The sequence below is a fragment of the Flavobacterium sp. genome (assembly GCF_029945805.1).
GTDB lineage: Bacteria > Bacteroidota > Bacteroidia > Flavobacteriales > Flavobacteriaceae > Flavobacterium.
In genome coordinates, this window is record NZ_JAQSDH010000042.1 from 35,760 (window position 1) to 60,204 (window position 24,445).

The window sequence follows — 24,445 nt, forward strand, 5'->3', positions numbered from 1 at the left end:
TAGCTTAAACTGTTGCTAGTTTAAAAAAAAATGTACTACCTAATCCCAATTGGCTTTTTACTCCAATACGTCCATTTTGTGCCTCTATAAATTCTTTGCTGATGGCTAAACCTAAACCCGTACCTGATTTGTGACTTCCCGGAACTTGAAAATATTTATCAAAAACTTTTGTCTGATACCGATTGTCAATACCTTGACCCTTGTCTGTAACTTCAAAAATTAACTGCTTATCTTCTATTTTTAAATTAATTTTTACCAAACTTTTTTCAGGTGAATATCGAATCGCATTCGTTAGAAAGTTAACCAAAACCCAGGCTGTTTTTTCAGAATCCGCTTTTACATCTGGGAGATTTTTCTGAGTATCCACTACAATTTCAATTTCTTTTTGATCTGCTTGCTTTTTTACGGCGTGAAGTGCATAAGTCACGATTTCATTTGGATTACTTTTCTCAATATTCAATTGTATATTGCCGGTCTCCATTTGAGACAATTCTAATAATTCGCCTGTAATTTTGAGTAATCGCTGACTGTCTTCCTTAATACTGTCAAGCAATTGTTTCTGATCTTCATTTATAGTTCCAGTCTCTTGTTTTTGAAGCAATTGCAAACTCATTTTGATAGAGGAAATGGGTGTTTTTAACTCGTGAGAAACAGTCGCTATAAAATTAGTTTTAGCGAAATCCAATTCTTTAAAAACGGTAATATTTCTAAGAATAATGACGTTTCCAATATCAATTTTAGTGTCTTCTCCTGTTGGTTTAATCGTAATATTTACCGTTTCCTTTTCAAAATAACTTTCCTTTCCATCAGCAAAAATCGTCATGGGTTGCGATTTTGAACTTTCTAACTCATTCCTAATTAATGACTTTAACAAATCATTAGTCAAAGCCAAAACTTCAGCTGATTTTCCAATTAAATCTTCCGATTTCAACCCCATAATTTTAAGTGCTTCATCATTTACAAACAAAACAGTTCCTTCGTGATCTATACCAATAATGGGATCGTGCATGTTGTTAATTAAGGTTTCTAACCGTTTCTTCTCAAAAGTTAGTTTATGTAAATTACTGCTACTATATTCTTCCAACTTTTGAGCCATTGTATTGAATGACTTGGCCAGTTCTCCAAACTCATTATGATCCATAAAATTGACCCGTTCTTTGTAATTCTTATTAGCAATTTCTTTAATACTTGCCGTTAATTCCTTTATAGGATTGGCTATATTATTCGGCAAATTCACTAACAAATTAAACGCAATCAAAAAACATAAAGTGCCTAAAATTGCTATAGAAAAGTTCGCTCGTTCTGCCGTTTTGGTTGCCACATCACTTTTTTGTTTAATAGCGTTCATATTGAGCTTCATGATCTGAAAAATATCCTGCCGAATTTGGTTTTTCAGTCTCTCATCTGTTCGATTACTTTCTAATGTAGTAAAACTTTTTTGAAGATTACTAGTTGCCAAGTCTTCTCCATTTTCGGTAACATTAGTGAGCTGAAGTTTCAAATTTATCTCAAAATTGGCAATCGCCATATTTTCATTTGAAGTAATATCTTCCAATGCCAGCAGCATGTTTCGGGAATATTCCAACGTATTATAATTGGCTTTCAAAATATTTTGAGTATCTTTTTTTATCAAAAATATATTATAAGCACTCACCAATGAAAGGATGATTATTAACACAAATAATAGTCCTACTCCGAGATTTAATTTTGTTTTAATTTTCATAGTTTACTTTTACCGCGAATTCGCGAATTAAATGTTTTGTAAATGTATTTTTGTCTGCAAACTTGGATAAAAAATTGTGAATTTGCGGTTATAAAAATTTAAGATAAAATAACTAAATCAACATTAGAATCAGCTAGTTTATTGAGTAGTTTTCTAAAAATTGTTGTTGATAAAATTACTTTAAATAAATTGAAATGCGGTTTTCCTATACAAACAGTAGTAATCTGCTTTTTTTCTACAATTTCTAACATCGCTTCGGTAATATTAGACGCTTCTAGTTTAATCACTTCTGCTCCTAATTGAGTAGCCAATTTGAAATTATTAATCAAATGACGTTGTTTGTCCAAGGCAATTTTATCCGGACTTTCTTTCGGAGTTTCTATATACAAAACATACCAAATGCCATTATAATAACTTGCCAATCGCGCGGCTTTTCGAATCACAATTTTAGCGGTTTTGTCATTGCTACTAATGCAAGCCAAAAGCTTTTCGTGTTTTATTCCAGTGTTTTTCGGAACTTCATTTTCTACTTTTCGAACTACTTGACTTGCAACTTCTTTTAGTGCCAATTCACGCAATTGCAAAATTTGGTCTGATTTGAAAAAGTTAGTTAATGCCATTTGGATCTTATCCGCAGTGTAAATTTTTCCTTCTTTTAAACGAGAAATCAAATCTTCAGCCGTCAAATCTATATTCACAACTTCGTCTGCCAAACGCAGCACCTTATCGGGAACACGTTCTAAAACATCCACGTTGGTAATGCGTTTTACATCTTCATTCAAGCTTTCCATATGCTGAATATTCACAGCCGAAATGACATTGATTCCAGCTTCCAGAATTTCTAAAACATCCTGCCAGCGTTTTTCATTTTTGCTTCCTTCAATATTGGTATGAGCCAATTCATCCACAATAACCACTTCTGGACGCAGATTAATTATGGCTTGCACGTCCATTTCTTCGAGTTGTTTACCTTTGTAGAAAATTGTTCTTCTGGGAACAATCGGCAAACCATCAAGCAATTCGTGGGTTTCTTTACGGAAATGGGTTTCGATATAGCCAATTTTTACATCAATTCCATTTTTCAACAACGAATGCGCTTCCTGCAACATACGATAAGTCTTTCCCACACCGGCACTCATACCAATGTAGATTTTAAACTTTCCTTTGCGCGATTTCTGAATTAAATCGAGGAAATGCTGTGCGTTATTTTGAATTTCTTGTTCCATAACAATTGCGAGATACTAAGTAATCTCATAAAATTGAACCATTAAGATATTAAGCTTCATTAAGAAATTGCTTAATTTTTCTTAATCCCTTAATGGTTATAAATCTTAATTTTAAAAAGAAATCGCCAAAGCCGTAGTCAAAAATGTATTCTGATTCGTCGGATTTCCATTTTTCAAAAACACGTCATCTTTGCTATTTAAATTTCTAGCTTCAATTCTAAACATAATATTATCAGCAATTAAATAATCAAAATTCGCCGAAACTCCAAAAGTTTTAAACCCGTTTTCTGTTCCTGTGGCAATAATTACACCTTGTTTATCCTGATAATATTCCCCTCTAAAACCCAATTGCACTTTAGAAGTTGGTTTGTATTGCGCAATCAAAACTGGCGAATACCAAACATCATAATCACTACTTCCGGTTACAGTTTGTTGAACTCCAATATCAAATCCTGCAGTTAAACTTGTTTTGTCCGAAACTTTAAATTGTCCATAAAAATTATTGAAATAACGCCATTTTCGACTGGAATCAGGTTGTTCGTTTCCAATGTAGGTACTCCAATTCAATGTTGCTTTTGAAGTTGGTTTGTAAGTTATCTGTGTTCCAAAAGCAGGAGTCTGATTGCCATCAATTTTCTGAATGCGTTGCCAACCGTTCAAATACATCGCAGCCAAATACCATTTTTCTGATTTAGACGTGTAACCAATTTTAACTCCGGCTTCAAAATACGGCGAATTATCCGCTAAAATACTTCGAGTCAGATTCACACAATCTTTTCCTATTGCGCTTTCAAAACCAATGTGCGAAGGCATAATTCCGGCATCAACCCAAAGATTAGCCTTTTTAGAAATTTTCACACCAACATTCGCTTCAAAAACATTTTTCAATAAATCCTGTTCGCCAGCCAAGTTATATTCCGGATACGTTCCCGCCATTAAAGCAAAATTGGCACGCACAAGATCTTTGGCGTAATTGGCTTTTACGTAACCTAAATTCAGGTTCAATTCGTTGTGTTTGTTATGACTGTACACAAATCCCGGACGCAAATGATGGTCCGGATTCCCAAAATCATAACTGTAATACGTTTCTAAATATCCCGAAAAGGTAAACGGGCTTTTTGCTGTCGCTACTTCCTGAGCGTTTATTGTTGTAAATCCGAAAGCTAATAAAGCTGTAACTATTATTTTTTTCATTTTATTTGTCATTGCGAGGCACGAAGCAATCTCATCCTCTAATTTTTATTTTTTGAAGCTAATCCAGCTATCCGTTGCAATCTATCATTGCGAGGAACGAAGCAATCTCATCATAATTCTACTTCGCAATGACAGGATTTCCACTACTATCTGGGCTAGGGCATTCTTTTATTAATTACTATTTTGATATTTTATCCAAAGCAATATTCAACTGCAGCACGTTAATTTTTTCGGTGCCCAAACATCCTAAAAGCGGTGTAACTGTATTTTTTTTGATTAAAGTTAACACTTTTTCTGCTGAAATTTTTCTCGCTTTGGCAACTCGGTCTGCTTGTACTTTTACGCCCTGAACCGAAATGTTCGGATCCAATCCGCTACCGGAAGCCGTTACCAATTCTGATGGCACTTCATTGCGTTTCACTGTTGGATTTTTAAGTAAAAAGGTGTCAATTCTGGTTTTAACTTCTGCCAAATAATCCGGATTGGTAGTTCCTTTATTGCTTCCACCCGAACCAGCCGCATTATAATCAACCGCTGATGGACGTGACCAAAAATACTTATCTTCTGTGAATTTCTGTGCTACATTACTGTGATGATTTTTTCCGTTTACACTAACGATTTCACCTTTTCCCTTATTAGGCGCAAATTGTGCAATTCCGTAAATGCTCAAAGTGTAAAACCCACCAAAAAACAACGCACAAAACAAGGTCAATCGAACTGCTGGTATTATATTTTCTTTCATAATTTCTATTTTTAAAGTCTATTATCTATTAGTCTATTATCTATTATCTTTTTTTATACAAACAACGCCACCGCCAAATCAATCAGTTTTATTCCAATAAATGGAATGATAATCCCTCCGATTCCGTAGATAAATAAATTTCTACGCAACAATGCCGATGCACCAATTGGTTTGTAAGCAACACCTCGCAATGCAAGTGGAATAAGGAACGGAATAATTATCGCATTAAAAATTACCGCTGATAAAATCGCACTTTGTGGACTGTGCAACTGCATAATATTCAAACCCTGCAAAGCTGGAATTGCCGTAATAAACAAGGCCGGAATTATCGCAAAATACTTCGCCACATCATTTGCAATCGAAAACGTAGTTAGCGTTCCGCGTGTCATTAAAAGCTGTTTCCCAATTTCTACAATTTCAATTAATTTGGTTGGATCATTGTCTAAATCGACCATGTTCCCGGCTTCTTTTGCGGCTTGTGTTCCGCTGTTCATGGCAACTCCAACATTTGCCTGAGCCAAAGCTGGTGCATCATTGGTTCCGTCGCCCATCATCGCAACCAATCGTCCTTCGGCTTGTTCTTTTTTGATGTAGTTCATTTTATCTTCTGGTTTGGCTTCGGCAATAAAATCATCAACACCGGCTTTTTCAGCGATAAATTTGGCTGTCAACGGATTGTCTCCTGTTACCATTACGGTTTTGATTCCCATTTTACGTAGTCTTTCAAAACGTTCTTTCATTCCGGTTTTGATAATGTCTTGCAATTCAATTACACCCTGAACCTGATTGTTTTTGATTACTACTAATGGTGTTCCTCCGTTTGAAGAAATATCAATTACTTTTTGCGCTGTATCTTCGGGAAAAGAATTTCCTGCTTGTTGCGCTATATTTTTGGCAGCATCTTGAGCGCCTTTTCTAATATTGGTTCCATCTTTCAAAACAACACCAGACGTTCTGGTTTCGGCAGTAAATTTGATTAAAGTTGCGCCTTCGATTGATAATTTGTTTGCAACATCGGCTCCGGCCAATTCAACAATACTTTTACCTTCCGGAGTATCATCTGCCAAAGAACTCAAAACGGCAGATTTTATAAAATCGTCTGATGTAATTCCTTTCGTTGGATAAAAACTGGTTGCTTTTCGGTTTCCAATGGTTATGGTTCCTGTTTTATCTAAAAGCAAAACATCAATATCTCCGGCCGTTTCAACCGCTTTTCCCGATTTGGTGATTACGTTCGCACGCAACGCTCTGTCCATTCCTGCAATTCCTATAGCTGATAATAATCCTCCAATTGTTGTTGGAATCAAACAAACAAACAACGCAATGAAAGAAGCAATTGTAATTGGTGCGTTTGCGTATTTTGCAAAAGGTGCTAAAGTAACGGTTACGATAATGAATACTAATGTAAATCCCGCTAATAAAATGGTTAATGCAATTTCGTTTGGAGTTTTTTGACGGCTTGCGCCTTCCACCAAAGTAATCATTTTATCCAAAAAACTTTCACCAGGTTCTGATGTGACTTGCACTTTTATCTTATCCGATAAGACTTTTGTACCACCAGTTACCGATGATTTGTCACCACCTGCTTCTCTGATTACGGGAGCACTTTCTCCTGTGATGGCACTTTCATCAATAGTTGCTAAACCTTCTATAATTTCTCCATCGGTGGCAATAATATTGCCAGCTTCGCAAACGAAAATAGCTCCTTTTTTTAATTGGGCAGACGAAATAAATTGACCATTTTCTAATCTGGCTGGCGTTTCTTCACGTGTTTTTCGCAAACTATCGGCTTGCGCTTTTCCTCTGGCTTCGGCTATGGCTTCAGCAAAATCGGCAAACAACAACGTGATTAATAATACTAGAAAAACGATGAAGTTATACATGAAACTTCCTTGTGACGCTTCTCCGGATAAAATCCAAAGACACACAAAAAACATTACTATCGTTCCAATTTCTACTGTAAACATAACAGGATTACGGAACATTATTTTGGGATTTAATTTCACAAAAGATTGTTTGAAGGCTTCCTGAACCAGCTCTTTTTGAAATAAATTATTTTGAGATGCACTCATTTTTTTAAAATTTAGATTGTTTGTTTTTACTATTAAAATTTTTATTTTTTGAACCATTAAGGTATTAAGGTTCATTAAGATTAAGTTCTTGCTTAATTATTATTAAAACTTAATTTATCTTAATTTCTTAATGGTTTAAATTTCTTAACGGTTCAAATTATTATTTAGAGGTAAAAAATTCGGCAATTGGTCCTAATGTTAATGCTGGAAAAAAGGATAATGCGGCTACGATTACGATTACGGCAAAAACCATCAATCCAAAAGTGGAAGTGTCTGTTTTTAAAGTTCCGTTGCTTTCCGGAACGTAACTTTTGCTTCCTAAGATTCCGGCAATAGCTACTGGGCCAATGATTGGTAAGTATCTGGCGAAAAGCATTACAATTCCGGTTGCGATATTCCAAAACGGAGTATTGTCTCCCAAACCTTCAAATCCGCTACCGTTATTGGCAGATGCCGAAGTGAATTCGTATAACATTTCGCTAAATCCGTGATAACCGGGATTCGCTAACCAACCCGCTAAAGCTTCCGGATTTCCAGCATACAAATGACTTGCCAAAGCTGTTCCAACCAATATCAAAAATGGATGCAATAGCGCAATCATCATCGCGATTTTCATTTCTTTGGCTTCGATTTTCTTTCCGAGGAATTCGGGTGTTCTACCAACCATCAATCCGCTGATGAAAACTCCGAGAATGATGAAGATGTAAAAGTTTAAAAATCCAACACCAACGCCACCATAAAAGCAGTTAATCATCATTCCTAGAAGTGTTGTCATTCCTGTAATTGGCGTCATACTATCGTGCATTGCATTTACAGAACCATTACTTGTACAAGTCGTATAGGTTGCCCAATTCGCGGAAGCAGCAGCTCCAAAACGGACTTCTTTTCCTTCCATGCTTCCCATGTTTTGAGCAATTCCGAGTTGGTGAATGTTGGTACTTCCGTTCATTTCACTAATGACTGCTGGAATCAGTAAACTCAAAAATCCAATGGTCATTACGGCATAAATCGTCCAGGCTAATTTTCTTCTTTTCAATACAAATCCCAAGGCAAAAACCATTGCAATTGGAATTAGAAAAATCGAAACCGTTTCGACAATATTGGTCAGATAGTTAGGGTTTTCCATTGGATTGGCTGAATTTGGACCGTAAAATCCACCGCCATTGGTTCCCAATTGTTTAATCGCAACAAATGCGGCAACTGGACCGCGACTTACATTTTGGGTTTGACCTTCTAAAGTGGTGATGGTATCTTTTCCTTCAAACGTCATAGGAGTTCCGTTAAAAACTAAAATTATGGCAACTATAAATGACAATGGTAACAAAACTCTAGTACAAGAACGAATGAAGAAACTATAGAAATTCCCAATAGTATCAGATGTTTTTTCTTTCATCGCCATAAAAACAGCCGCACAAATTGCCATTCCGCAAGCCGCACTGATGAATTGCCAAAGCATCAAGGTTAATTGTCCTAAATACGATAAACCACTTTCGCCTGAATAGTGTTGCAAATTGGTATTCGTAATGAAACTTACTGTTGTATTAAATGCCAAATCGCCAGTCATGGAAGGATTTCCATCAGGATTTAAAGGCAACCAGACCATATTAGTCAATACTAACATGGAGATAATAAACCAAACTACATTAATTGACAATAAAGCCACCAAATGTTGTTTCCAGTTCATTTGTTTGTTGGGATTGATACCACCAACTTTGTAAAATAAAGCATCGATTGGATTGAAAATTTTATCCAACCAAGTGCTTTCGTAATTGAATATTTTTCCAATGTAACGCCCTAATGGAATTGCCAGCAGCAAAACCAAACCATAGGTTACCATAATTCCGAGGATTTCTGAGTTCATTTTTAAAATTTTTCGGGTTTAACTAATACATAGCAGATGTAAATAAACACGGCTATTGCGATGATGAAAAGTGCTGTCATGATTTAGATTTTTTCAAAAACGGTTATCATTTTAAAAAATAGCGCGAATAGTAGCAATCCGCTTGCAATGAGAATTAGTGTTATCATACTCCGAAAGTGTTAAATTGTTTCTGCGCCAATGCCAAAAAACAGTCCAAAAAAATAAAATTGTTGTAAAGTGTTGTATTTATTAAGATTAGAGAATTCATGCCCAAAAAAAGCATAAAAAAACCCTATCATTTTGATAAGGTTTTTATTGAAATGATAGGATGTTACTTTAATTTATCAATCTCTTTTTTGAGTTCATCTACTTGCTTTTGCAAAATTTGAATCTCAGATCTGTTATTTATAGCTTTCAAGGTTTGAAAAACTTCTATTCTACTATCATTCAAATCATATTTCTTAAGTTTTGAAGTAATAATTTGGGTTAGATTTTCCTGAAATTCATTCACTATAACATCAATTGTGATGGTCTTCGTTTCTGTATTTGTAGTTGTTTTGATAACGTGATATGATTTTTCCACTTCATTGGTAACAAAATAATTCACTTTATCTTTATAAACATTTACTACCCATAAATTATATGCTAAATATAGTGCCGGAATTATAGCTATAAAAGCTAAAAATCCAAAATAACTGTTGATGTGCTTGATTTTACTATTTGAAAATTTCGCAAACTTTAAATATTTAGTGATTAAATAACTACCTAAACAAATAAACAAGGCATTGATAAAATAAGTGTACAAACCCCCCAAAATGTAGTGCCATTGTACTGTTGCTATTCCATATCCAGCAGTGCAAAGTGGCGGAATACATGCTGTAGCAACTGCAATTCCGACTAAAACCCGATTGCCATCATGGCGCGAAATAGCTATCATTCCTGCCATTCCTCCAATAAAAGCTAATAGAATATCAAAAATTGTAGGTTTGGAAAAGGATAATAATTCATCAGTTGCAATGTGATAGGGCGACAAAACATAATACAATGTGGAACATAAAATGGAAACCAAAACGATCCGAAACACATTTCTTAAACTCAATTTTAATAAATTAGAATTGGATGTTCCTAATGAAAATCCGATGCCAAAAATGGGACCCATTAATGGTGAAATTATCATGGCTCCAATAACTGCTGCTTTCGAATTGATATTCAATCCAATGCAGGAAATGAAAATAGCGAAAGCCATAATCCAGAAATTGGTACCTTTAAAAATAACTCCTGATTTAATCTCATCAATAGTTACTTGTTCAGCTTCCTGATCGGTTTTTAAATTTAAAATCGTTTTTAAATACCTTTTTAGTACTTCTAAATTATTAGTCATGATGCATTCGTTTTTACATTACAATCCAAAATCATCAATTTTTCGATACAATGTAGCAATCCCTATTTCTAATAATCTTGCGGTTTCGGCTTTGTTGCCTTTGGTGTAATTCAATACTTTTTGAATGTGCAATTTTTCAATACTCTGCATCGAAAATGCCGACATTGATTTGTTAGTTTTATCTTCCTGATGCTGGATTTCATTGGGTAAAACCTCAGAAGTTAAAGTAGCTCCGTTGCACAAAATCACCGAACGTTCAATGATATTTTTTAATTCTCTGACGTTTCCTGACCAATGATAACTTTCCAATTTTTGAAGAAAATCGGGAGCAATTTCTAGTGTTTTACGATTTATTTTTTCAGAAAATTGTTGGACAAAATAAGTAGTTAATGGTGCAATATCTTTGACACGTTCGCGCAGTGGCGGAATATTGATTTCAAAAATATTCAATCGAAAATACAGATCCGAACGAAAAGTATGGTTTTCACTTTCGGATTTTAAATCTTTGTTGGTTGCAGCAATCAATCGAAAATTTGACTTTTTTGGAGTGGAATCTCCAACCGGAATATATTCATTGGTTTCTAAAACCCGAAGTAATTTGGCTTGCAGTTCGAGAGGCATCTCTCCTATTTCATCTAAAAATAAAGTTCCGTCATTAGCTTCTTCTATATATCCTTTTTTATCTTTTATGGCTCCGGTAAAAGCGCCTTGCTTGTGTCCGAATAATTCGCTTTCTAGGATTTCTTTGCTGAATGTACTGCAATTTAAAGCTACGAATGATTTTCCAACTCGGTTGCTGTTTTCATGAATAGCTTGAGCAAAAACTTCTTTTCCGGTTCCGGTTTCTCCGGTTAATAAAACGGTAGAATCGGTTTTGGCTACTTTTTTAGCTAAGTCAATTACTTGCTCTAAAGCTTTGGATTTTCCTATGATGGTATCAAAAGAATATTTATCGGAAATGCGTTTTTCGAGTTGCTTAACTTTCTTTTGAAGTTGCACTTTTTCTAATGCTTTGTGTAGCAGTGGAATAATTTTATCGTTATCATCGCCTTTGACAATATAATCGAAAGCACCGTTTTTCATGGCCTGTACACCATCAGCTATATTACCGTAAGCTGTTAAAAGAATTACTTCGGTTAAGGGAAAATTACTTTTTATCTTTTGAAGAAAATCGACTCCGTTTCCGTCCGGAAGTTTTACGTCGCAGAGCATCACATCAACATCATTGTGTTCCAATTTTTTGAAACCCGATTTTAAATCTGAAGCTTCCAGAACTTCAAAACCTTCTGATTTTACAATTCTGGCTAACAATTTGCGAAGTTTTTCTTCGTCGTCAATGATTAAAATAGTTTTCAAGTTGGAATTGGTTTGGTTACGAAAAATATTTATTTAATTGGAACGTTAATACCTTAACCACTTAATCAATTCTCTCCAGGTAGGTTTTTTTCCATACATCAAAATTCCAACACGATAAATTTTTGCTGCGAACCAAACTACTGCAAAGAAAGTCGCAAACAAGATTGCCATCGAAAGCACAATCTGCCATAGCGGAACTCCAAACGGAATACGCATCATCATAACAATCGGTGAGGTTAATGGAATGAATGAAAATACGGTTGCGACAGTTCCATGTGGATCATTGATTACGGTAAAAAATCCAATATAAACCCCTAATATTAATGGCATTATTATCGGTAATAAAAATTGTTGTGAATCGGTTTCATTATCAACAGCCGCACCAATTGAAGCATAAAACGAACTGTATAAAAAGTAACCTCCAATAAAATAAATCACGAAAGAGATTAAGATTGTGGCGATTGGAAGATTCCATAATTCTTTGATATACATTTGAATTTGACTTCCCGATGTACTCTGAGCCGCCTGAATCGCTTGAGCTTGAGCTCCAGATGTTGCACCCATTTGGACGCCCAACATGCTTGAGACAACAAACATGGCAGTCAATCCTAGTATAGCCCAAATCATAAATTGCAAAATACCCGCCAATGAAGTTCCAATAATCTTACCCATCATTAACTGAAATGGTTTTACCGAGGAAATGATCACTTCAATGATACGTGATGTTTTTTCTTCGATTACACTTCGCATAACCATATTACCATACAAAACAATAAACATCATAATAAGATACCCAAAAGCACCACCAACTGCTATTTTAATTTCGTTGAACCCTTTCAATGCTTCTTCTCCAGTTGCTTTTTCTAATTTGATTGAAACGTCTGCTTTGGCATTTTTTATTGCTAAAGTGTCCAAACCTACTTTCTGAAAGTTTTCAGAGGTAATTTTCTTGGCAATCACATCTTCTAAATCGCCCAGAAAACTAACACTCGGACTATCATTAGAAACGTATTGAATTCCTCTTTGAAGTTTAGTATTATCTGTTGTATTGGGAATGATTAAAAGCCCTTCGTAACTTTCTTTTACAATGCTATCTTTCAACGTTCTTAAATCGACTTGAGAAAGATTGACATATTTATATTCGGCATTCGTTTTAAACTCGTTGACAAATCTTCCGGTTTCGTCATGAATTGCAATAGTTTTGAGTTCTGCTTTCATGGTGCTTAAATATCCAACGAAAACTCCAATTCCGACAAACAATAACGGACTTAAAAAAGTCATTACGATGAATGATTTATTACGCACTTTGGCAATAAATTCTCTTTTTATGATTAAGGCTAATTTGCTCATTTTTTTGACTGATTAGGTTTTTAGACTTACTTAGATTTTTAGACATGCTTAGATTTTTAGACTACTTAGATTATATGATCTAACTTTCCAAGAATTCTAAATGATCTAACTTATCTAATCCGTTACTGTTTTAATAAAAATATCATTCATACTCGGTATTTTTTCCACAAAATGAGTAACTTGACCTCGATTAACTAAAGTGTTTAATAAATCATTTGGAGTTGCGTTACCCAAATTAATTTCTAATTTTAATTCATCGTGTAATGATTTAAAATCAGTTTTTGACACCGTGAATTTTTGTGACAAATCATACATCAAACCTTCTATGTTATCGCTCAGAATTCCAACTTCGTAATTATTAGTTCGGAATTGTTTTTTGACATCCGAAAGTTTGCCTTCAATAAGTTTGTTCGACTTATGTATGAGTGCAATGTAATCGCACATTTCCTCCACACTTTCCATTCGGTGTGTTGAGAATATAACTGAAGTGCCTTGTCTGTTAAGTTCGATGATTTCATCTTTAATCAAATTGGCATTCACTGGATCAAAACCAGAAAAAGGTTCGTCAAGAATAAGCAATTTTGGTTTGTGCATAACGGTAACCACAAACTGTATTTTCTGAGCCATTCCTTTCGAAAGTTCCTCAATTTTCTTATTCCACCATCCCTTAATTTCCAAACGATTAAACCAGTATTCCAATTGTGCTTTGGCTTCATGCTTTGACAACCCTTTCAACTGTGCCAAATAAAGACACTGCTCGCCCACTTTCATAGTTTTATACAAACCACGTTCTTCCGGCATATACCCGATCATCCCAACGTGTTCTGGTTTTAGCTTTTCTCCGTCGAGAATTACGGAACCGCTGTCGGGCATGGTAATTTGGTTGATGATTCGGATTAAGGATGTTTTACCAGCGCCATTTGGGCCAAGAAGTCCATAAATACTGCCTTTAGGAACGGTTAAAGAAACCTCATTAAGCGCGGTGTAATTTCCAAATTGCTTAACGACTTTGTTTACTTCAAGTATATTACTCATATTATAAATTTCAATTTAAGTTTCAATAATTGGTAGTATTGCTATGGATTTTGGTCATTGCAATTGGTAATGCTATTGAATTTTGTAAAAGTACTCAATAAGTAATTAAAGGAAATAAAAAGTTACAAAAAAACCCACCCTAATTTTTACAAAAGGATGGGAAAAATTGCTATGAAAAAGAAGTTACCTGTTTCCAAGTAACATTCAAATGTAAATATATTTTTTTAACTATGAAAACATATCCTTTACTTTTTCAAAAAAAGATTTATCTCCTTTTTCTGGATTTGGAATGAAGTTAGGATCTGTCAATGATTTTTCGAAAAACTGTTGTTGTTCTTTGTTTAATTTTTTTGGTGTCCACACGTTAACATGTACCAATAAGTCACCATTTCCGTAACTATTTAGACTTGGAATCCCTTTGCCTTTTAATCTTAAAATCTTACCGGATTGAATGCCTTCTTCCAATTTAATTCTAACTTTCCCATTAACTGCTTCAATGTCTTTTGAAACACCTAATGCAGCTTCAGCAAAACTGATATACAAATCGTAATGAAGGTTTTCGCCTTCACGCTTCAGAAATTCATGTTCACTTTCTTCAATGGCTACTATTAAATCACCCGCGATTCCATTTCCTGGAGCATCATTTCCTTTACCGGAAACTTTTAACTGCATTCCGTCTACAACTCCAGCTGGAATTTTTATTGATACCGTTTCGTCTTCCAATATCATCCCTTGTGCATCGGCGTTATTAGGCTTAATTTCTATAGTTTGCCCGCTTCCACCACAAGTCGTGCACGTTGTAGCCGATTGCATTCTACCTAAAATAGTATTGGTAACTCTTAGAACTTGTCCTTGACCGTTACAAGTAGAACATGTCTTATATTTTACACCTGCAGCTTGAACTTTACGTTTTACTTTTACTTTTTTCTCTACACCATTAGCAATTTCTTCTAAAGTCAATTTTACTTTAATACGAAGATTACTCCCTTTCACTCGACGTTGTCCTCCAGAATTTCCTCCGAAACCACCACCGCCAAAAGCACCGCCAAAAATATCACCAAACTGACTGAAGATATCATCCATATTCATGTGATGACCACCTCCGTATCCGCCACCTCCGCCACCATCAAAAGCAGCATGACCATATTGATCGTACTTCGCTTTTTTATTTCCGTCGCTTAATATTTCATATGCTTCAGCTGCCGTTTTAAAGTTTTCTTCAGCTTGTTTATCTCCCGGATTTTTATCAGGATGGAATTCGATCGCTTTCTTTCGATATGCTTTTTTTATTTCCTCTGGAGAAGCTCCTTTTGAAACGCCTAATGTTTCGTAAAAATCTTTTTTGCTCATACTATTTTTATAAAAATTAAGACGCTATTATTGTCCAATTACCACTTTTGGAAACCGAATTATTTTATCTCCAAGTTTATATCCTTTTTCAATTACATCAACAATTTTTCCTTTCAATTCTTTTGATGGAGCTGGAATTTGTGTAATTGCTTCAGCATAGTCTGCATTAAAAGCATCACCAGCACGAACTTCAACCTGTTCTAAACCTTTAGATACAAGTGTGTTTTTAAGTTTTTCATGAATTAACTCAACGCCTTTCAATAAAATATCGTCATCTGATTTGGAGATTTCAACCATAGCTCTGTCAAAATCGTCCAAAACTGGCAACATTGACTGTAAAACATCTTGATTGGCAGTCTTGAATAAATCTATTCGCTCCTTTGTAGTTCGTTTTTTGAAATTTTCAAATTCAGCAAAAAGTCGTAAAAATTTATCTTTTTCATTGGCTAAATCTTCTTGTAATTGTTCTTCAACAGTTAGCTCTACAGCAGATTCTATTTCATTTACTGTGTTTTCATTCACTTCGCATTCTTTCTCGCTATTGTCGGTACTCATGGTGCTTTTATTTTTAAATATATTTTTGATATTCATTTTTGACTTTTGGATAGCAAAAGTACTGCCATTTGTTATAAAATGTCAAATTGTCATTATACTATGCCAGATAAAAAAATAAATTAAAATAGTCTTAAAATTTTATATAAAAATTAATAAAATTTTAAGACTATTACGATTTCGTTTTGATTATGTTTGTAATTCAAAACCGAATAAGTATTTGGTATTTAGGTTAGCTTATTGCTGTAAAATATTATTAATTCAAGATTCTTTATAGTAAAAAAAGTGCTGTTAGTAACAGCACTTTTTTTATACGTATAAGTCATTTAATGCTTCCTTTATTTTGGGAAATTCAAATTTAAAACCCGAATTCTGAATTTTCTCCGAACTCAAATTTTTACTAGAAAATAAAAGATAGCTCATTTCTCCGAGCACAAGCTTCATTATAAATTGTGGAATATTAGGTAGAAAAAGTGGTTTCTTTAAAACTTTTGCAATAGCGACGGTTAGTTCTTTATTACTTATTGGATTAGGAGCAACAGCATTGTAGACGCCTTCCAATTGGTTTTCAAGTGCAAAATAATACATCTGTACTAAATCATTGATATGGATCCAAGATTGTGCCTGCTTCCCTGAACCCATAGCAGCACCAAATCCTAATTTTATTGGTTTAACCAGTGCAGGTAAAGCACCTCCTAAATTAGACAATACAATTCCGGTTCTAAGTTTACACACTTTTATATTTAGGACTTGAAAACGATCGGCGCTTTCCTCCCATTTTTTAACAACATTAGAAAGAAAACTATCTTCTGTCTCTACCGTAGTTTCATCGTACACTTTAGTATAACTTTCTGGGTAGATTGCCGTTCCTGAAGCTGAAACAAATTGCTTCACTTGGTTTGGCGTTTTGCGTATTAAATTATAAAGTAATTCTGCAGATAAAGTGCGGCTTTCGATAATTTCTTGTTTGTATGCATTTGTCCAGCGTTTAGAGATATTGGCTCCGGCCAGATGAACAATCGCATCAACTCCAAAAAGACAGTTTTCATCAATTTTGCCTTGTTCGGGATTCCAGTAAAAACCATTATAGTTTGGTTTGCTCTCTATCTTTGATTTTGAAGTCGTCAAATAATTAACAGAATGATTTTCGGCTAATAAAAGTTTTACCAACTCGCTTCCTATCATTCCTGTTGCGCCTGTAATTAGAATCTTCATAATTTGCCTTCTTTCGGCCAAATTTACAACCAATATCTCACAATTAAAACCCAATTATAAAGGGTTTAACTTTTGTCTATGGCTTTAATTTTATGCTCCATTCAAAATTCATTTCAGATACTTGTTCCCCTTTTTCGTTCAGTCCGATTGATTTCATCCAGATGGTCTGCCCTTCTCCAGTAGCTATCGTTTTTTTTATGGCATCTTCAATTAGATTGCCATCAGCACAAGTAAAAGTTATTCTTCCAGTGGCTTTTTTGGTGAAATTTCCATTGTTATTGGCAACCAACATAGATATTTTTTTGCCGCTGATTTTAATTTGCATCATAACTAAGGCGCCGGTAGACAATTCGGCAGCCATAGCTTGAACAGCAAAATACATCGAATTAAATGGGTTTTGATTGAACCAACGATGTTTCACCGTTACAATACATTTATCTTTTGAAATCGACTTTACGCGTACTCCGCTCCAAAAAGCCGAAGGTAATTTTAAAAATAAAAAGGTATTCAATTTAGAAGGAGAAAATTCCATAACACTTGATTTTACTGTAAAAGTACAATAAAACGACAGTAATTCATACTTTTCATAAATGTTAATTTTTTGTTAAATCTTAGTACTTTGCTTTGCATAATACCTTTTTTTGATTGTATCTTTGTATAAGAAATTAATGGTCTATCTATAGTATTAAATTTCTCATCATCAATCAACCTATAATAAACAAAATTATGACAACTACTAACGAAAAGAATCTCGCTACTGTTGTACACCTGAGTGCATTGACACAGTATTTTATTCCGTTTGGGAATTATATTTTTCCAATAATCATTTGGAGTTCAAAAAAAGACGAATCTGAATTTGTAGACGCTAACGGAAAACAAGTATTGAATTTTCAATTGAGCATCTTTGTATATAGTGTGATTTTGTGCTTGATCGCAATTCCGATATTAATTTATACGATTTTTAAAACGGCTAATTTCAATACGCTATTCACTAACAATCATTTTGAAATCGAAAATTTTAATATTCATAACATAACAGGAATTTCAATTCTAGGTATAATCGCTGCTTTATTATTCTTTGCAATAAAAGTGATAGAATTCGCCTTAATAATTAATGCTGCCGTAAAATCATCAAATGGAGAAGTTTATAAATATCCATTAACAATTCCTTTTTTTAAATAATTGAATCATCAATCAAAATCAAATCGAAATGAAACATTTACTCCTAATCACAGTATATATCGCAGCATTAGCAACTGAATTAATCACTCAAAACAATGCAATCGAAATCAAAAAACAACAATCTATTGAAAACCATAACGAAGAGTATCAAATCGAATATTTAGTTTCAGAAGATTAAAAATCATCACAGTTTCAATCATCATCCCAAAACAAGCTGCAGCTAGTCAAGGAACAAAATCAAAAAACGCAGTAGTAATCAAAAAAAATTAAATCATGTATTATGAACATTGAAAACACAAAAGCCCAGATGCGTAAAGGTGTTTTAGAGTTTTGTATCTTGTCTGTTTTAAAAGATAAAGAAGCATACACTTCCGAAATACTAGACACCTTGAAAAGCGCTAAATTACTTGTGGTAGAGGGAACCGTTTATCCGCTATTAACAAGATTAAAAAATGACGGTTTACTCAACTACCGTTGGGAAGAATCAACTTCAGGCCCACCAAGAAAATATTATGGGTTGACCGAATTAGGAAAAACATTTTTAACTGAATTAAATAGTACCTGGACTGAACTTTCGGATGCTGTAAACATCATCACAATTAACAAACCAACGAAATCATGAACAAAACAGTAAATATTAATATAGGAGGATTATTTTTTCATATCGATGAAGATGCATTCCAAAAACTTACCCGATATTTCGAGGCAATAAAACGTTCTCTTTCAAACTCATCTGGTAAAGATGAAATCATGAAAGATATTGAAATGCGTGTAGCGGAATTGTTAGCAGAAAAACAAAAAAGCGACAAACACGTGATCAACAGCAAAGATGTAGATGAAGTAATTGTAGTGATGGGTCAACCCGAAGATTACAGAATTGATGACGATTCAGATGATAATGCTACCGCATCACTTAATTCATATACAAAATCTAGAAAATTATACAGAGATAAAGATAGAGGAACCATTGCTGGTGTTTGTACCGGATTAGGACACTATTTCGGAATCGATTCTGTTTGGATTAAAATTGCATTTATCCTTTTAATTTGGGCTGGTGGCGCTGGAATAATAGCTTACTTGGTACTTTGGATAGCTATGCCAAAAGCAATCACTACTTCTGAAAAATTGGAAATGACTGGTGAACCAGTAACCATTTCAAACATCGAAAAGAAAGTTAGAGAAGAATTTGACACCGTGAGTAATAGGCTGAAAAATGCAGACTACAGTCAGGTAAAAAACGGTGCGGAACGGGTTGGTAACGGAATTGGTGATGCGTTAATAAAAATATTCGGCGCTTTTGCAAAAGTTTTAGGCGCCTTTATCGTACTATTTTCAACCATAGCGCTGCTTGGAGTTTGCGTAACTTCTGTAGTTATGATTTTCTCTTCATCAATGCCCGAAAATAAAATTGTAGAATTCATAAGTACGCCACTTGGATTGGAAACGCCTCTTTGGATACAAGGAATCTTATTCATACTAGCTGCTGGAATCCCGTTATTCTTCATTCTTATTTTGGGACTAAAATTATTGATAACCAATTTAAAATTAATTGGAAACATCGCAAAATACAGCTTGTTAGCCATTTGGATTATTGCGGTTGGAATATTAATTTCATTGGGTATAAATGAATTCAACCAAATGGCCTATTCTGGAAAAACAGTTCAAAAAGAATCGTTTAACATTACTGCTACTGACACTTTGAAAGTGAAATTTAAATACAATGATTATTATTCAAAAAGCGTTAACGACAGAGACGATATCCGTATTATGCAGGATTCAGCTGGTAACGCCATAATCTATTCTACAAATGTTGGAATCCATTTAAAAAGAACCGATAAGCTGGTTCCCTTCATCCAAATTGAAAGAAGAGCTAACGGCAAATCATTTGCTGAAGCCAATGAAAGAGCTGAAAAAGTGAAATACAATTTTAAAATTGTTGGTAACGAATTAATTTTAGATAATTACTTCCTAACCGATACTAAAAACAAGCTTCGCAATCAGAGAGTGGATATTTATTTATACTTGCCAAACGGAATTGTTTATTATCCAGATGCAAATGTTGAGCATTATTTAGATGGATCTAATTCAGATTTTGATTATTTTTATGGTCCAGAAGGTTACAAGTATAAAGTAGATAATTTAGATTTAAAATGTTTAAATTGCCCAAATGACGAAAATAATCCTGACGAAGGCAACACGGAAAATGTAAGCGTAACCACTGAAACTGATAGCTTAAATAAAGTAACGGTTAAAATTAATGGAGAAGTTGTCAGCGAAACTAAATCTGGAACGCCAGCAAAAAAAGGAAAGTTAGTTGTTGACGAGAACGGAGTAATAATTAAAAAATAAATAGGATGGTAAAGTTCGTAGTATTTTGCACCAAAGTAATCACAGTAGCAATAGTAGCAGTATTATTTAGCTCATGTAACGTTAGAGATTTACATATAGGAAATGGAATCGACGGTAACGGAACTGTTATAAAACAAACCAGAAACGTAGCAACTAATTTTACCAAAGTCGATGTTAGTCGCGGACTCGCAGTTGTACTTGAACAATCAAACAATTATTTTGTGGAAGTGGAAGCCGATGAAAATTTACAAGAACACATTAGCACGCGAGTTGAAAACGGTACACTTTTCGTCACATCAGACGAAGATATTGATGAAGCCACTGCTAAAACTATTTATGTAAAATTACCAGCGTTAACAACTATCGAAACATCAAGCGGAGCTTCTGTAAACTCAAAAAACGTTTTTACTGGCACTGACCTTACCATAAGATCAAGCAGTGGAAGTGAAACTGATGTTACCATTGAATTTGACAACATCAAAACCAAAGCTACTAGCGGAAGTTCAATTATCCTAAAAGGTAAAGCATTAATGTTAAACACAGACACTTCTAGCGGAAGCAGTATTGAAGCCAAAAAATTATTGGTAAACGAAGTTGTTGCAGAAGCATCAAGTGGAAGCTCAATAGAGGTACATCCCATACTTAAATTAACTGGAAAAGCATCTAGTGGCAGCTCTATAAATTATAATAGTACACCGAAAACAGTAACTAAAGAAGAAAGTTCTGGTGGAAGCGTTTCAAAAGATTAAATTAATATAACATCTCAATGAAAATTGGGATGTTTTTTTTTCTATTTTTGACAAACTAACTAGTCCCCGCCATAAATGAAAAAAATAATTACGCTAAGTTTCCTTTTTATTTCTTTGTTGACATACGCTCAGAAAAAAGAAAAAGTAAAAGGTTCCAAAATTGTAAAATTGGAACAGAAGGAAGTTGGCAACTTCGAAAGTATTGAGGTTGAAGATAATCTTGAAGTTTTTTTGGTAAAAGGTGATGAATGTGCCTTCGAAGTTCAGGCCGATGACAATCTTATTGAGTTTGTTGAATATAAAATTACTGGTAAAAACCTTAGAATCTCAACATCTAGAGATATGTCGAGCTATAAAAAACTAAGTGTTCGCGTTACCTACACGGATAAACTTAATATGGTTATTGCTAAGGATGAAACCAATGTAACCGCATTATCTGATGTGATTTTAGATAATGTTACTTTCAAAAGTTATGATTACGCCAAATTATTTTTGACTGCCAAAACCAAGAACTTTACCTTAATGGCAAATGATAAATCAAAAATAGAATTAAATCTGAAATCTGAAAAAACAGCTGTTGATATTAGTAAAAGCGCGTATGTCAAAGCTTTAATTTCAAGTACTGAAATGAAATTTGATATGTACCAAAAAGCTTCCGCAGATATTGAAGGTGATGTAAATGATTTGAAATTACGACTTGATAACAGTTGCGATTTCACTGGAAAAAAATTAACTGCAAAAACGGGTTTGATAGAAGTTACCGCTTACGCAAAAGCAAGTATCAACATAAGCACCACTGCCATAATTGATGCTTCTGGAAATAGTGAAATAGAATTGTCAGGCGAACCCAAAATCGAAATCAAACGCTTCGCAGAAAGTGCCATGATCAAGAAAATACCCGTCAAAAAATAAAAAAAATCCCGTCTTAAAGAGATGGGATTTTTTATGATTACTACTTTCAGTACGTTTTCAAGTTTCAAAATTCTAATTTCTGCGTTCTAAATTCTAATTTCTTACTTCTACAACTACTCTTTCGAAGCCAAATAACGTTCAGCGTCCAAAGCCGCCATACAGCCTGTTCCCGCAGCAGTAATTGCCTGTCTGTAAACATGATCAGCAGCATCGCCACCAACAAAAACGCCTTCAACATTTGTTTTCGATGTTCCTGAAATATTCACAATATAACCAGTTTCATCTAAAGTAAGGTACTCCGCAAAAATATCTGTATTTGGCTTGTGACCAATGGCAACAAAAAAACCGGTTGCCGGTATCTCTATAATTTCTCCAGTCGTTTTGTTTTTTGCTTTTACAGCCGTTACAACTTGTCCGTCGCCCAGAACTTCTTCAGTATCATAGTTCATTAGAATAGTAATGTTTTCGGTATTTCTAACACGTTGTTCCATAATTTTTGAAGCTCTAAATTTCTCACTTCTAACCAACATAGTTACTTTCGTACACAATTTTGAAAGATAATGCGCTTCTTCACAAGCCGAATCCCCTGCTCCAACAATGACAACTTCCTGATTTCTATAAAAAAATCCGTCACAAACTGCACAAGCCGAAACACCGCCACCCATGTTCAGGTAATGCTGCTCAGATGGTAATCCTAAATATTTTGCTGTTGCTCCAGTTGAAATGATTACAGTTTCACAGTGAATTTCTTTAGTGTCATTAATCCATACTTTATGAATTGGTCCTGAAAAATCAACTTTGGTTGCCCAACCATCACGAACATCAGTTCCGAAACGTTTTGATTGTTCTTCTAATCCAACCATCATCTGCGGACCTGTAATTCCTTCTGGATTTCCTGGCCAGTTTTCTACTTCATTGGTTGTGGTTAATTGCCCACCGGGTTGCATTCCTTGGTACAAAACCGGAAACATATTAGCTCTTGCTGCATAAATTGCAGCGGTATATCCTGCTGGGCCAGACCCTATAATTAAGCATTTTATTTTTTCTATTGTATCAGACATGATTAGATAATTATTTAAGGTGCAAATGTAAACTTTTCAATCTATAATAGATCTCTGAACCAATCGCTAAATTCAATTTGTGGATAAAATTATATTATTGTTGAAAACCTGAAACACCGTATATCGTTGCTCAGTAACTCCGTTAACAAACCCGTATTTTATTTTTTAGAAGCACTACCAGTAATTTACGTACGACCTCCAGTCCCGCTTATATGTTTGCTTAAAGTTAAAAGAATGAAAAACTTATCTTTGAAATAGTATTAATTGATAGGTAAAACACATCAGAGAATGTATGGTTCTTTTCGAAATCTGTGTTAAAAGCTCCGCGCCTAATTGTGCTTTTGCGAACAACCATAATGTTCACAATCAGTTCACTAAGAAATTATAGTAGTTGGCTAATTTTCTATAAATTATTTACTTAGAATCAATTTGAAGTGATCTTACGTACTGATTGTAAATGCTAGCTACCAACTATAAAACATCAAGTTTATAATCTAATGTTATAAATAGTACCCTAATTGAAAAATACAATGAGTACCTTTGAGAGAAGTAATGTAAAACATGTAAATTAAATTAAAATGGGCACTATAAATGCAATCGGACTTGACACTACAAAAGCCAAACATTTAGCAGAAAAATTGAACGAACTCTTGGCAAACTATTCCATATTTTATCAAAACACAAGAGGCTATCATTGGAACATAAAGGGTGAGAAATTTTTTGAACTTCATGTAAAGTTTGAAGAGTTGTACAACGACTTGATTCTGAAAATAGATGAAGTTGCTGAACGGATCTTAACATTAGGATACACTCCAAAACACAATTATTCTGAATACAAAACTACGTCTACAGTTAAAGAAAGTATTCAGGTAAGCGACGGAATTCATGCAGTTGAAAACATCTTAAATTCATTTCAAACGATCATTGTATTGCAACGTGAGTTGTTAACTCTTTCTGCCGACGCAGATGATGAAGGAACCAACGCCTTAATGAGTGATTACATCAGAATGCAAGAAAAACTGGTTTGGATGTATTCTTCTTTTTTGAGTAAATAAGGTATAGATTCTACAACGTAATTAAATTAGAAACCCTTTCATAATTCCTAAATTCAGGAATGAAAGGATTAGTTGTTTTA

Annotated in this window: 23 protein-coding genes; 7 read left to right on the plus strand and 16 right to left on the minus strand. The window is 34.3% G+C overall.

Annotation, left to right across the window (positions count from 1 at the left end):
- Nucleotides 1–4: 4 nt before the first annotated feature.
- The 15 genes from PSU83_RS10920 to PSU83_RS10990 form a co-directional block, all read right to left on the minus strand.
- Nucleotides 5–1,723, minus strand: coding sequence for an ATP-binding protein (locus PSU83_RS10920; RefSeq protein ID WP_300589481.1), 1,719 nt, complete (start codon nucleotides 1,721–1,723; stop codon nucleotides 5–7).
- A 98-nt stretch (nucleotides 1,724–1,821) separates the two neighbouring features.
- Nucleotides 1,822–2,949, minus strand: coding sequence for a sensor protein KdpD (locus tag PSU83_RS10925; RefSeq protein ID WP_300589482.1), 1,128 nt, complete (start codon nucleotides 2,947–2,949; stop codon nucleotides 1,822–1,824).
- A 111-nt stretch (nucleotides 2,950–3,060) separates the two neighbouring features.
- Nucleotides 3,061–4,143, minus strand: coding sequence for a porin (locus PSU83_RS10930; protein WP_300589483.1), 1,083 nt, complete (start codon nucleotides 4,141–4,143; stop codon nucleotides 3,061–3,063).
- Nucleotides 4,144–4,321: 178 nt separating this feature from the next.
- On the minus strand, nucleotides 4,322–4,885 hold the full coding sequence (locus PSU83_RS10935; protein ID WP_300589484.1) for a K(+)-transporting ATPase subunit C: 564 nt from the start codon (nucleotides 4,883–4,885) through the stop codon (nucleotides 4,322–4,324).
- A gap of 53 nt (nucleotides 4,886–4,938) precedes the next feature.
- On the minus strand, nucleotides 4,939–6,957 hold the full coding sequence (gene kdpB / locus PSU83_RS10940) for a potassium-transporting ATPase subunit KdpB (RefSeq protein WP_300589485.1): 2,019 nt from the start codon (nucleotides 6,955–6,957) through the stop codon (nucleotides 4,939–4,941).
- Nucleotides 6,958–7,117: 160 nt separating this feature from the next.
- The gene (gene kdpA / locus PSU83_RS10945) at nucleotides 7,118–8,818 is read right to left on the minus strand and encodes a potassium-transporting ATPase subunit KdpA (RefSeq protein WP_300589486.1); all 1,701 of its coding nucleotides are present in this window, start codon (nucleotides 8,816–8,818) and stop codon (nucleotides 7,118–7,120) included.
- Nucleotides 8,819–8,820: 2 nt separating this feature from the next.
- Nucleotides 8,821–8,898, minus strand: a complete 78-nt coding sequence (locus PSU83_RS10950) for a potassium-transporting ATPase subunit F (protein ID WP_274783639.1) — start codon at nucleotides 8,896–8,898, stop codon at nucleotides 8,821–8,823.
- Between the two features lie 251 nt (nucleotides 8,899–9,149).
- Nucleotides 9,150–10,199, minus strand: a complete 1,050-nt coding sequence (locus tag PSU83_RS10955; RefSeq protein ID WP_300589488.1) for a DUF389 domain-containing protein — start codon at nucleotides 10,197–10,199, stop codon at nucleotides 9,150–9,152.
- Nucleotides 10,200–10,217: 18 nt separating this feature from the next.
- Nucleotides 10,218–11,555, minus strand: coding sequence for a sigma-54 dependent transcriptional regulator (locus PSU83_RS10960; protein WP_300589489.1), 1,338 nt, complete (start codon nucleotides 11,553–11,555; stop codon nucleotides 10,218–10,220).
- A 45-nt stretch (nucleotides 11,556–11,600) separates the two neighbouring features.
- On the minus strand, nucleotides 11,601–12,905 hold the full coding sequence (locus tag PSU83_RS10965; RefSeq protein WP_300589490.1) for an ABC transporter permease: 1,305 nt from the start codon (nucleotides 12,903–12,905) through the stop codon (nucleotides 11,601–11,603).
- A 114-nt stretch (nucleotides 12,906–13,019) separates the two neighbouring features.
- Nucleotides 13,020–13,940 carry an ATP-binding cassette domain-containing protein gene (locus tag PSU83_RS10970; protein WP_300589491.1) on the minus strand — a complete coding sequence of 307 codons (921 nt, stop codon included), beginning with the start codon at nucleotides 13,938–13,940 and terminating at the stop codon, nucleotides 13,020–13,022.
- A 228-nt stretch (nucleotides 13,941–14,168) separates the two neighbouring features.
- A complete protein-coding gene (gene dnaJ / locus PSU83_RS10975) occupies nucleotides 14,169–15,290 on the minus strand; it encodes a molecular chaperone DnaJ (protein WP_300589492.1) in 1,122 nt (373 codons plus the stop codon).
- A gap of 27 nt (nucleotides 15,291–15,317) precedes the next feature.
- Complete coding sequence (locus PSU83_RS10980) at nucleotides 15,318–15,881, minus strand: nucleotide exchange factor GrpE (protein ID WP_300589493.1); 564 nt, start codon at nucleotides 15,879–15,881, stop codon at nucleotides 15,318–15,320.
- Nucleotides 15,882–16,151: 270 nt separating this feature from the next.
- A complete protein-coding gene (locus PSU83_RS10985; protein ID WP_300589494.1) occupies nucleotides 16,152–17,057 on the minus strand; it encodes a TIGR01777 family oxidoreductase in 906 nt (301 codons plus the stop codon).
- 76 nt (nucleotides 17,058–17,133) lie between these two features.
- Entirely contained in the window at nucleotides 17,134–17,589 is a 456-nt protein-coding gene (locus PSU83_RS10990; RefSeq protein ID WP_300589495.1) for a DUF4442 domain-containing protein, read from the minus strand.
- A 194-nt stretch (nucleotides 17,590–17,783) separates the two neighbouring features.
- Between PSU83_RS10990 and PSU83_RS10995 the strand changes: the two genes are divergently transcribed.
- The 6 genes from PSU83_RS10995 to PSU83_RS11020 all read left to right on the plus strand — a co-directional run bounded on the left by PSU83_RS10995 (nucleotide 17,784) and on the right by PSU83_RS11020 (nucleotide 22,249).
- On the plus strand, nucleotides 17,784–18,239 hold the full coding sequence (locus PSU83_RS10995) for a DUF4870 domain-containing protein (RefSeq protein ID WP_300589496.1): 456 nt from the start codon (nucleotides 17,784–17,786) through the stop codon (nucleotides 18,237–18,239).
- Between the two features lie 28 nt (nucleotides 18,240–18,267).
- On the plus strand, nucleotides 18,268–18,417 hold the full coding sequence (locus tag PSU83_RS11000) for a hypothetical protein (protein WP_300589497.1): 150 nt from the start codon (nucleotides 18,268–18,270) through the stop codon (nucleotides 18,415–18,417).
- Nucleotides 18,418–18,519: 102 nt separating this feature from the next.
- Entirely contained in the window at nucleotides 18,520–18,861 is a 342-nt protein-coding gene (locus PSU83_RS11005; protein WP_300589499.1) for a PadR family transcriptional regulator, read from the plus strand.
- Entirely contained in the window at nucleotides 18,858–20,588 is a 1,731-nt protein-coding gene (locus tag PSU83_RS11010) for a PspC domain-containing protein (RefSeq protein WP_300589500.1), read from the plus strand. The genes PSU83_RS11005 and PSU83_RS11010 overlap by 4 nt, the downstream gene beginning before the upstream one ends.
- Nucleotides 20,589–20,593: 5 nt before the next feature.
- Nucleotides 20,594–21,337 carry a head GIN domain-containing protein gene (locus PSU83_RS11015; protein ID WP_300589501.1) on the plus strand — a complete coding sequence of 248 codons (744 nt, stop codon included), beginning with the start codon at nucleotides 20,594–20,596 and terminating at the stop codon, nucleotides 21,335–21,337.
- Between the two features lie 75 nt (nucleotides 21,338–21,412).
- Nucleotides 21,413–22,249 (plus strand): DUF2807 domain-containing protein, encoded by an 837-nt coding sequence (locus PSU83_RS11020; protein ID WP_300589502.1) that lies wholly within the window; start codon nucleotides 21,413–21,415, stop codon nucleotides 22,247–22,249.
- A 113-nt stretch (nucleotides 22,250–22,362) separates the two neighbouring features.
- On the opposite strand, the gene trxB is transcribed toward PSU83_RS11020, so the two are convergent.
- Nucleotides 22,363–23,310 carry a thioredoxin-disulfide reductase gene (gene trxB / locus PSU83_RS11025; protein WP_300589503.1) on the minus strand — a complete coding sequence of 316 codons (948 nt, stop codon included), beginning with the start codon at nucleotides 23,308–23,310 and terminating at the stop codon, nucleotides 22,363–22,365.
- Nucleotides 23,311–23,888: 578 nt separating this feature from the next.
- Here trxB and PSU83_RS11030 point away from each other — a divergent pair.
- Nucleotides 23,889–24,365 (plus strand): Dps family protein, encoded by a 477-nt coding sequence (locus tag PSU83_RS11030; protein ID WP_300589504.1) that lies wholly within the window; start codon nucleotides 23,889–23,891, stop codon nucleotides 24,363–24,365.
- Nucleotides 24,366–24,445: the final 80 nt, after the last annotated feature.

Bases quoted from the DNA above. Each gene is read 5' to 3' on its own strand.
- kdpB (WP_300589485.1), bottom strand. From the start codon at position 6,957: ATGAGTGCATCTCAAAATAATTTATTTCAAAAAGAGCTGGTTCAGGAA.
- PSU83_RS10995 (WP_300589496.1), top strand. From the start codon at position 17,784: ATGACAACTACTAACGAAAAGAATCTCGCTACTGTTGTACACCTGAGT.
- kdpA (WP_300589486.1), bottom strand. From the start codon at position 8,818: ATGAACTCAGAAATCCTCGGAATTATGGTAACCTATGGTTTGGTTTTG.
- PSU83_RS10970 (WP_300589491.1), bottom strand. From the start codon at position 13,940: ATGAGTAATATACTTGAAGTAAACAAAGTCGTTAAGCAATTTGGAAAT.
- PSU83_RS10985 (WP_300589494.1), bottom strand. From the start codon at position 17,057: ATGAAGATTCTAATTACAGGCGCAACAGGAATGATAGGAAGCGAGTTG.
- PSU83_RS10950 (WP_274783639.1), bottom strand. From the start codon at position 8,898: ATGACAGCACTTTTCATCATCGCAATAGCCGTGTTTATTTACATCTGC.
- dnaJ (WP_300589492.1), bottom strand. From the start codon at position 15,290: ATGAGCAAAAAAGATTTTTACGAAACATTAGGCGTTTCAAAAGGAGCT.
- PSU83_RS11005 (WP_300589499.1), top strand. From the start codon at position 18,520: ATGAACATTGAAAACACAAAAGCCCAGATGCGTAAAGGTGTTTTAGAG.
- PSU83_RS11000 (WP_300589497.1), top strand. From the start codon at position 18,268: ATGAAACATTTACTCCTAATCACAGTATATATCGCAGCATTAGCAACT.
- PSU83_RS10990 (WP_300589495.1), bottom strand. From the start codon at position 17,589: ATGGAATTTTCTCCTTCTAAATTGAATACCTTTTTATTTTTAAAATTA.
- PSU83_RS11020 (WP_300589502.1), top strand. From the start codon at position 21,413: ATGAAAAAAATAATTACGCTAAGTTTCCTTTTTATTTCTTTGTTGACA.
- PSU83_RS11015 (WP_300589501.1), top strand. From the start codon at position 20,594: ATGGTAAAGTTCGTAGTATTTTGCACCAAAGTAATCACAGTAGCAATA.
- PSU83_RS10930 (WP_300589483.1), bottom strand. From the start codon at position 4,143: ATGAAAAAAATAATAGTTACAGCTTTATTAGCTTTCGGATTTACAACA.
- PSU83_RS10955 (WP_300589488.1), bottom strand. From the start codon at position 10,199: ATGACTAATAATTTAGAAGTACTAAAAAGGTATTTAAAAACGATTTTA.
- PSU83_RS10920 (WP_300589481.1), bottom strand. From the start codon at position 1,723: ATGAAAATTAAAACAAAATTAAATCTCGGAGTAGGACTATTATTTGTG.
- PSU83_RS10935 (WP_300589484.1), bottom strand. From the start codon at position 4,885: ATGAAAGAAAATATAATACCAGCAGTTCGATTGACCTTGTTTTGTGCG.
- trxB (WP_300589503.1), bottom strand. From the start codon at position 23,310: ATGTCTGATACAATAGAAAAAATAAAATGCTTAATTATAGGGTCTGGC.
- PSU83_RS11030 (WP_300589504.1), top strand. From the start codon at position 23,889: ATGGGCACTATAAATGCAATCGGACTTGACACTACAAAAGCCAAACAT.
- PSU83_RS11010 (WP_300589500.1), top strand. From the start codon at position 18,858: ATGAACAAAACAGTAAATATTAATATAGGAGGATTATTTTTTCATATC.
- PSU83_RS10965 (WP_300589490.1), bottom strand. From the start codon at position 12,905: ATGAGCAAATTAGCCTTAATCATAAAAAGAGAATTTATTGCCAAAGTG.
- PSU83_RS10980 (WP_300589493.1), bottom strand. From the start codon at position 15,881: ATGAATATCAAAAATATATTTAAAAATAAAAGCACCATGAGTACCGAC.
- PSU83_RS10925 (WP_300589482.1), bottom strand. From the start codon at position 2,949: ATGGAACAAGAAATTCAAAATAACGCACAGCATTTCCTCGATTTAATT.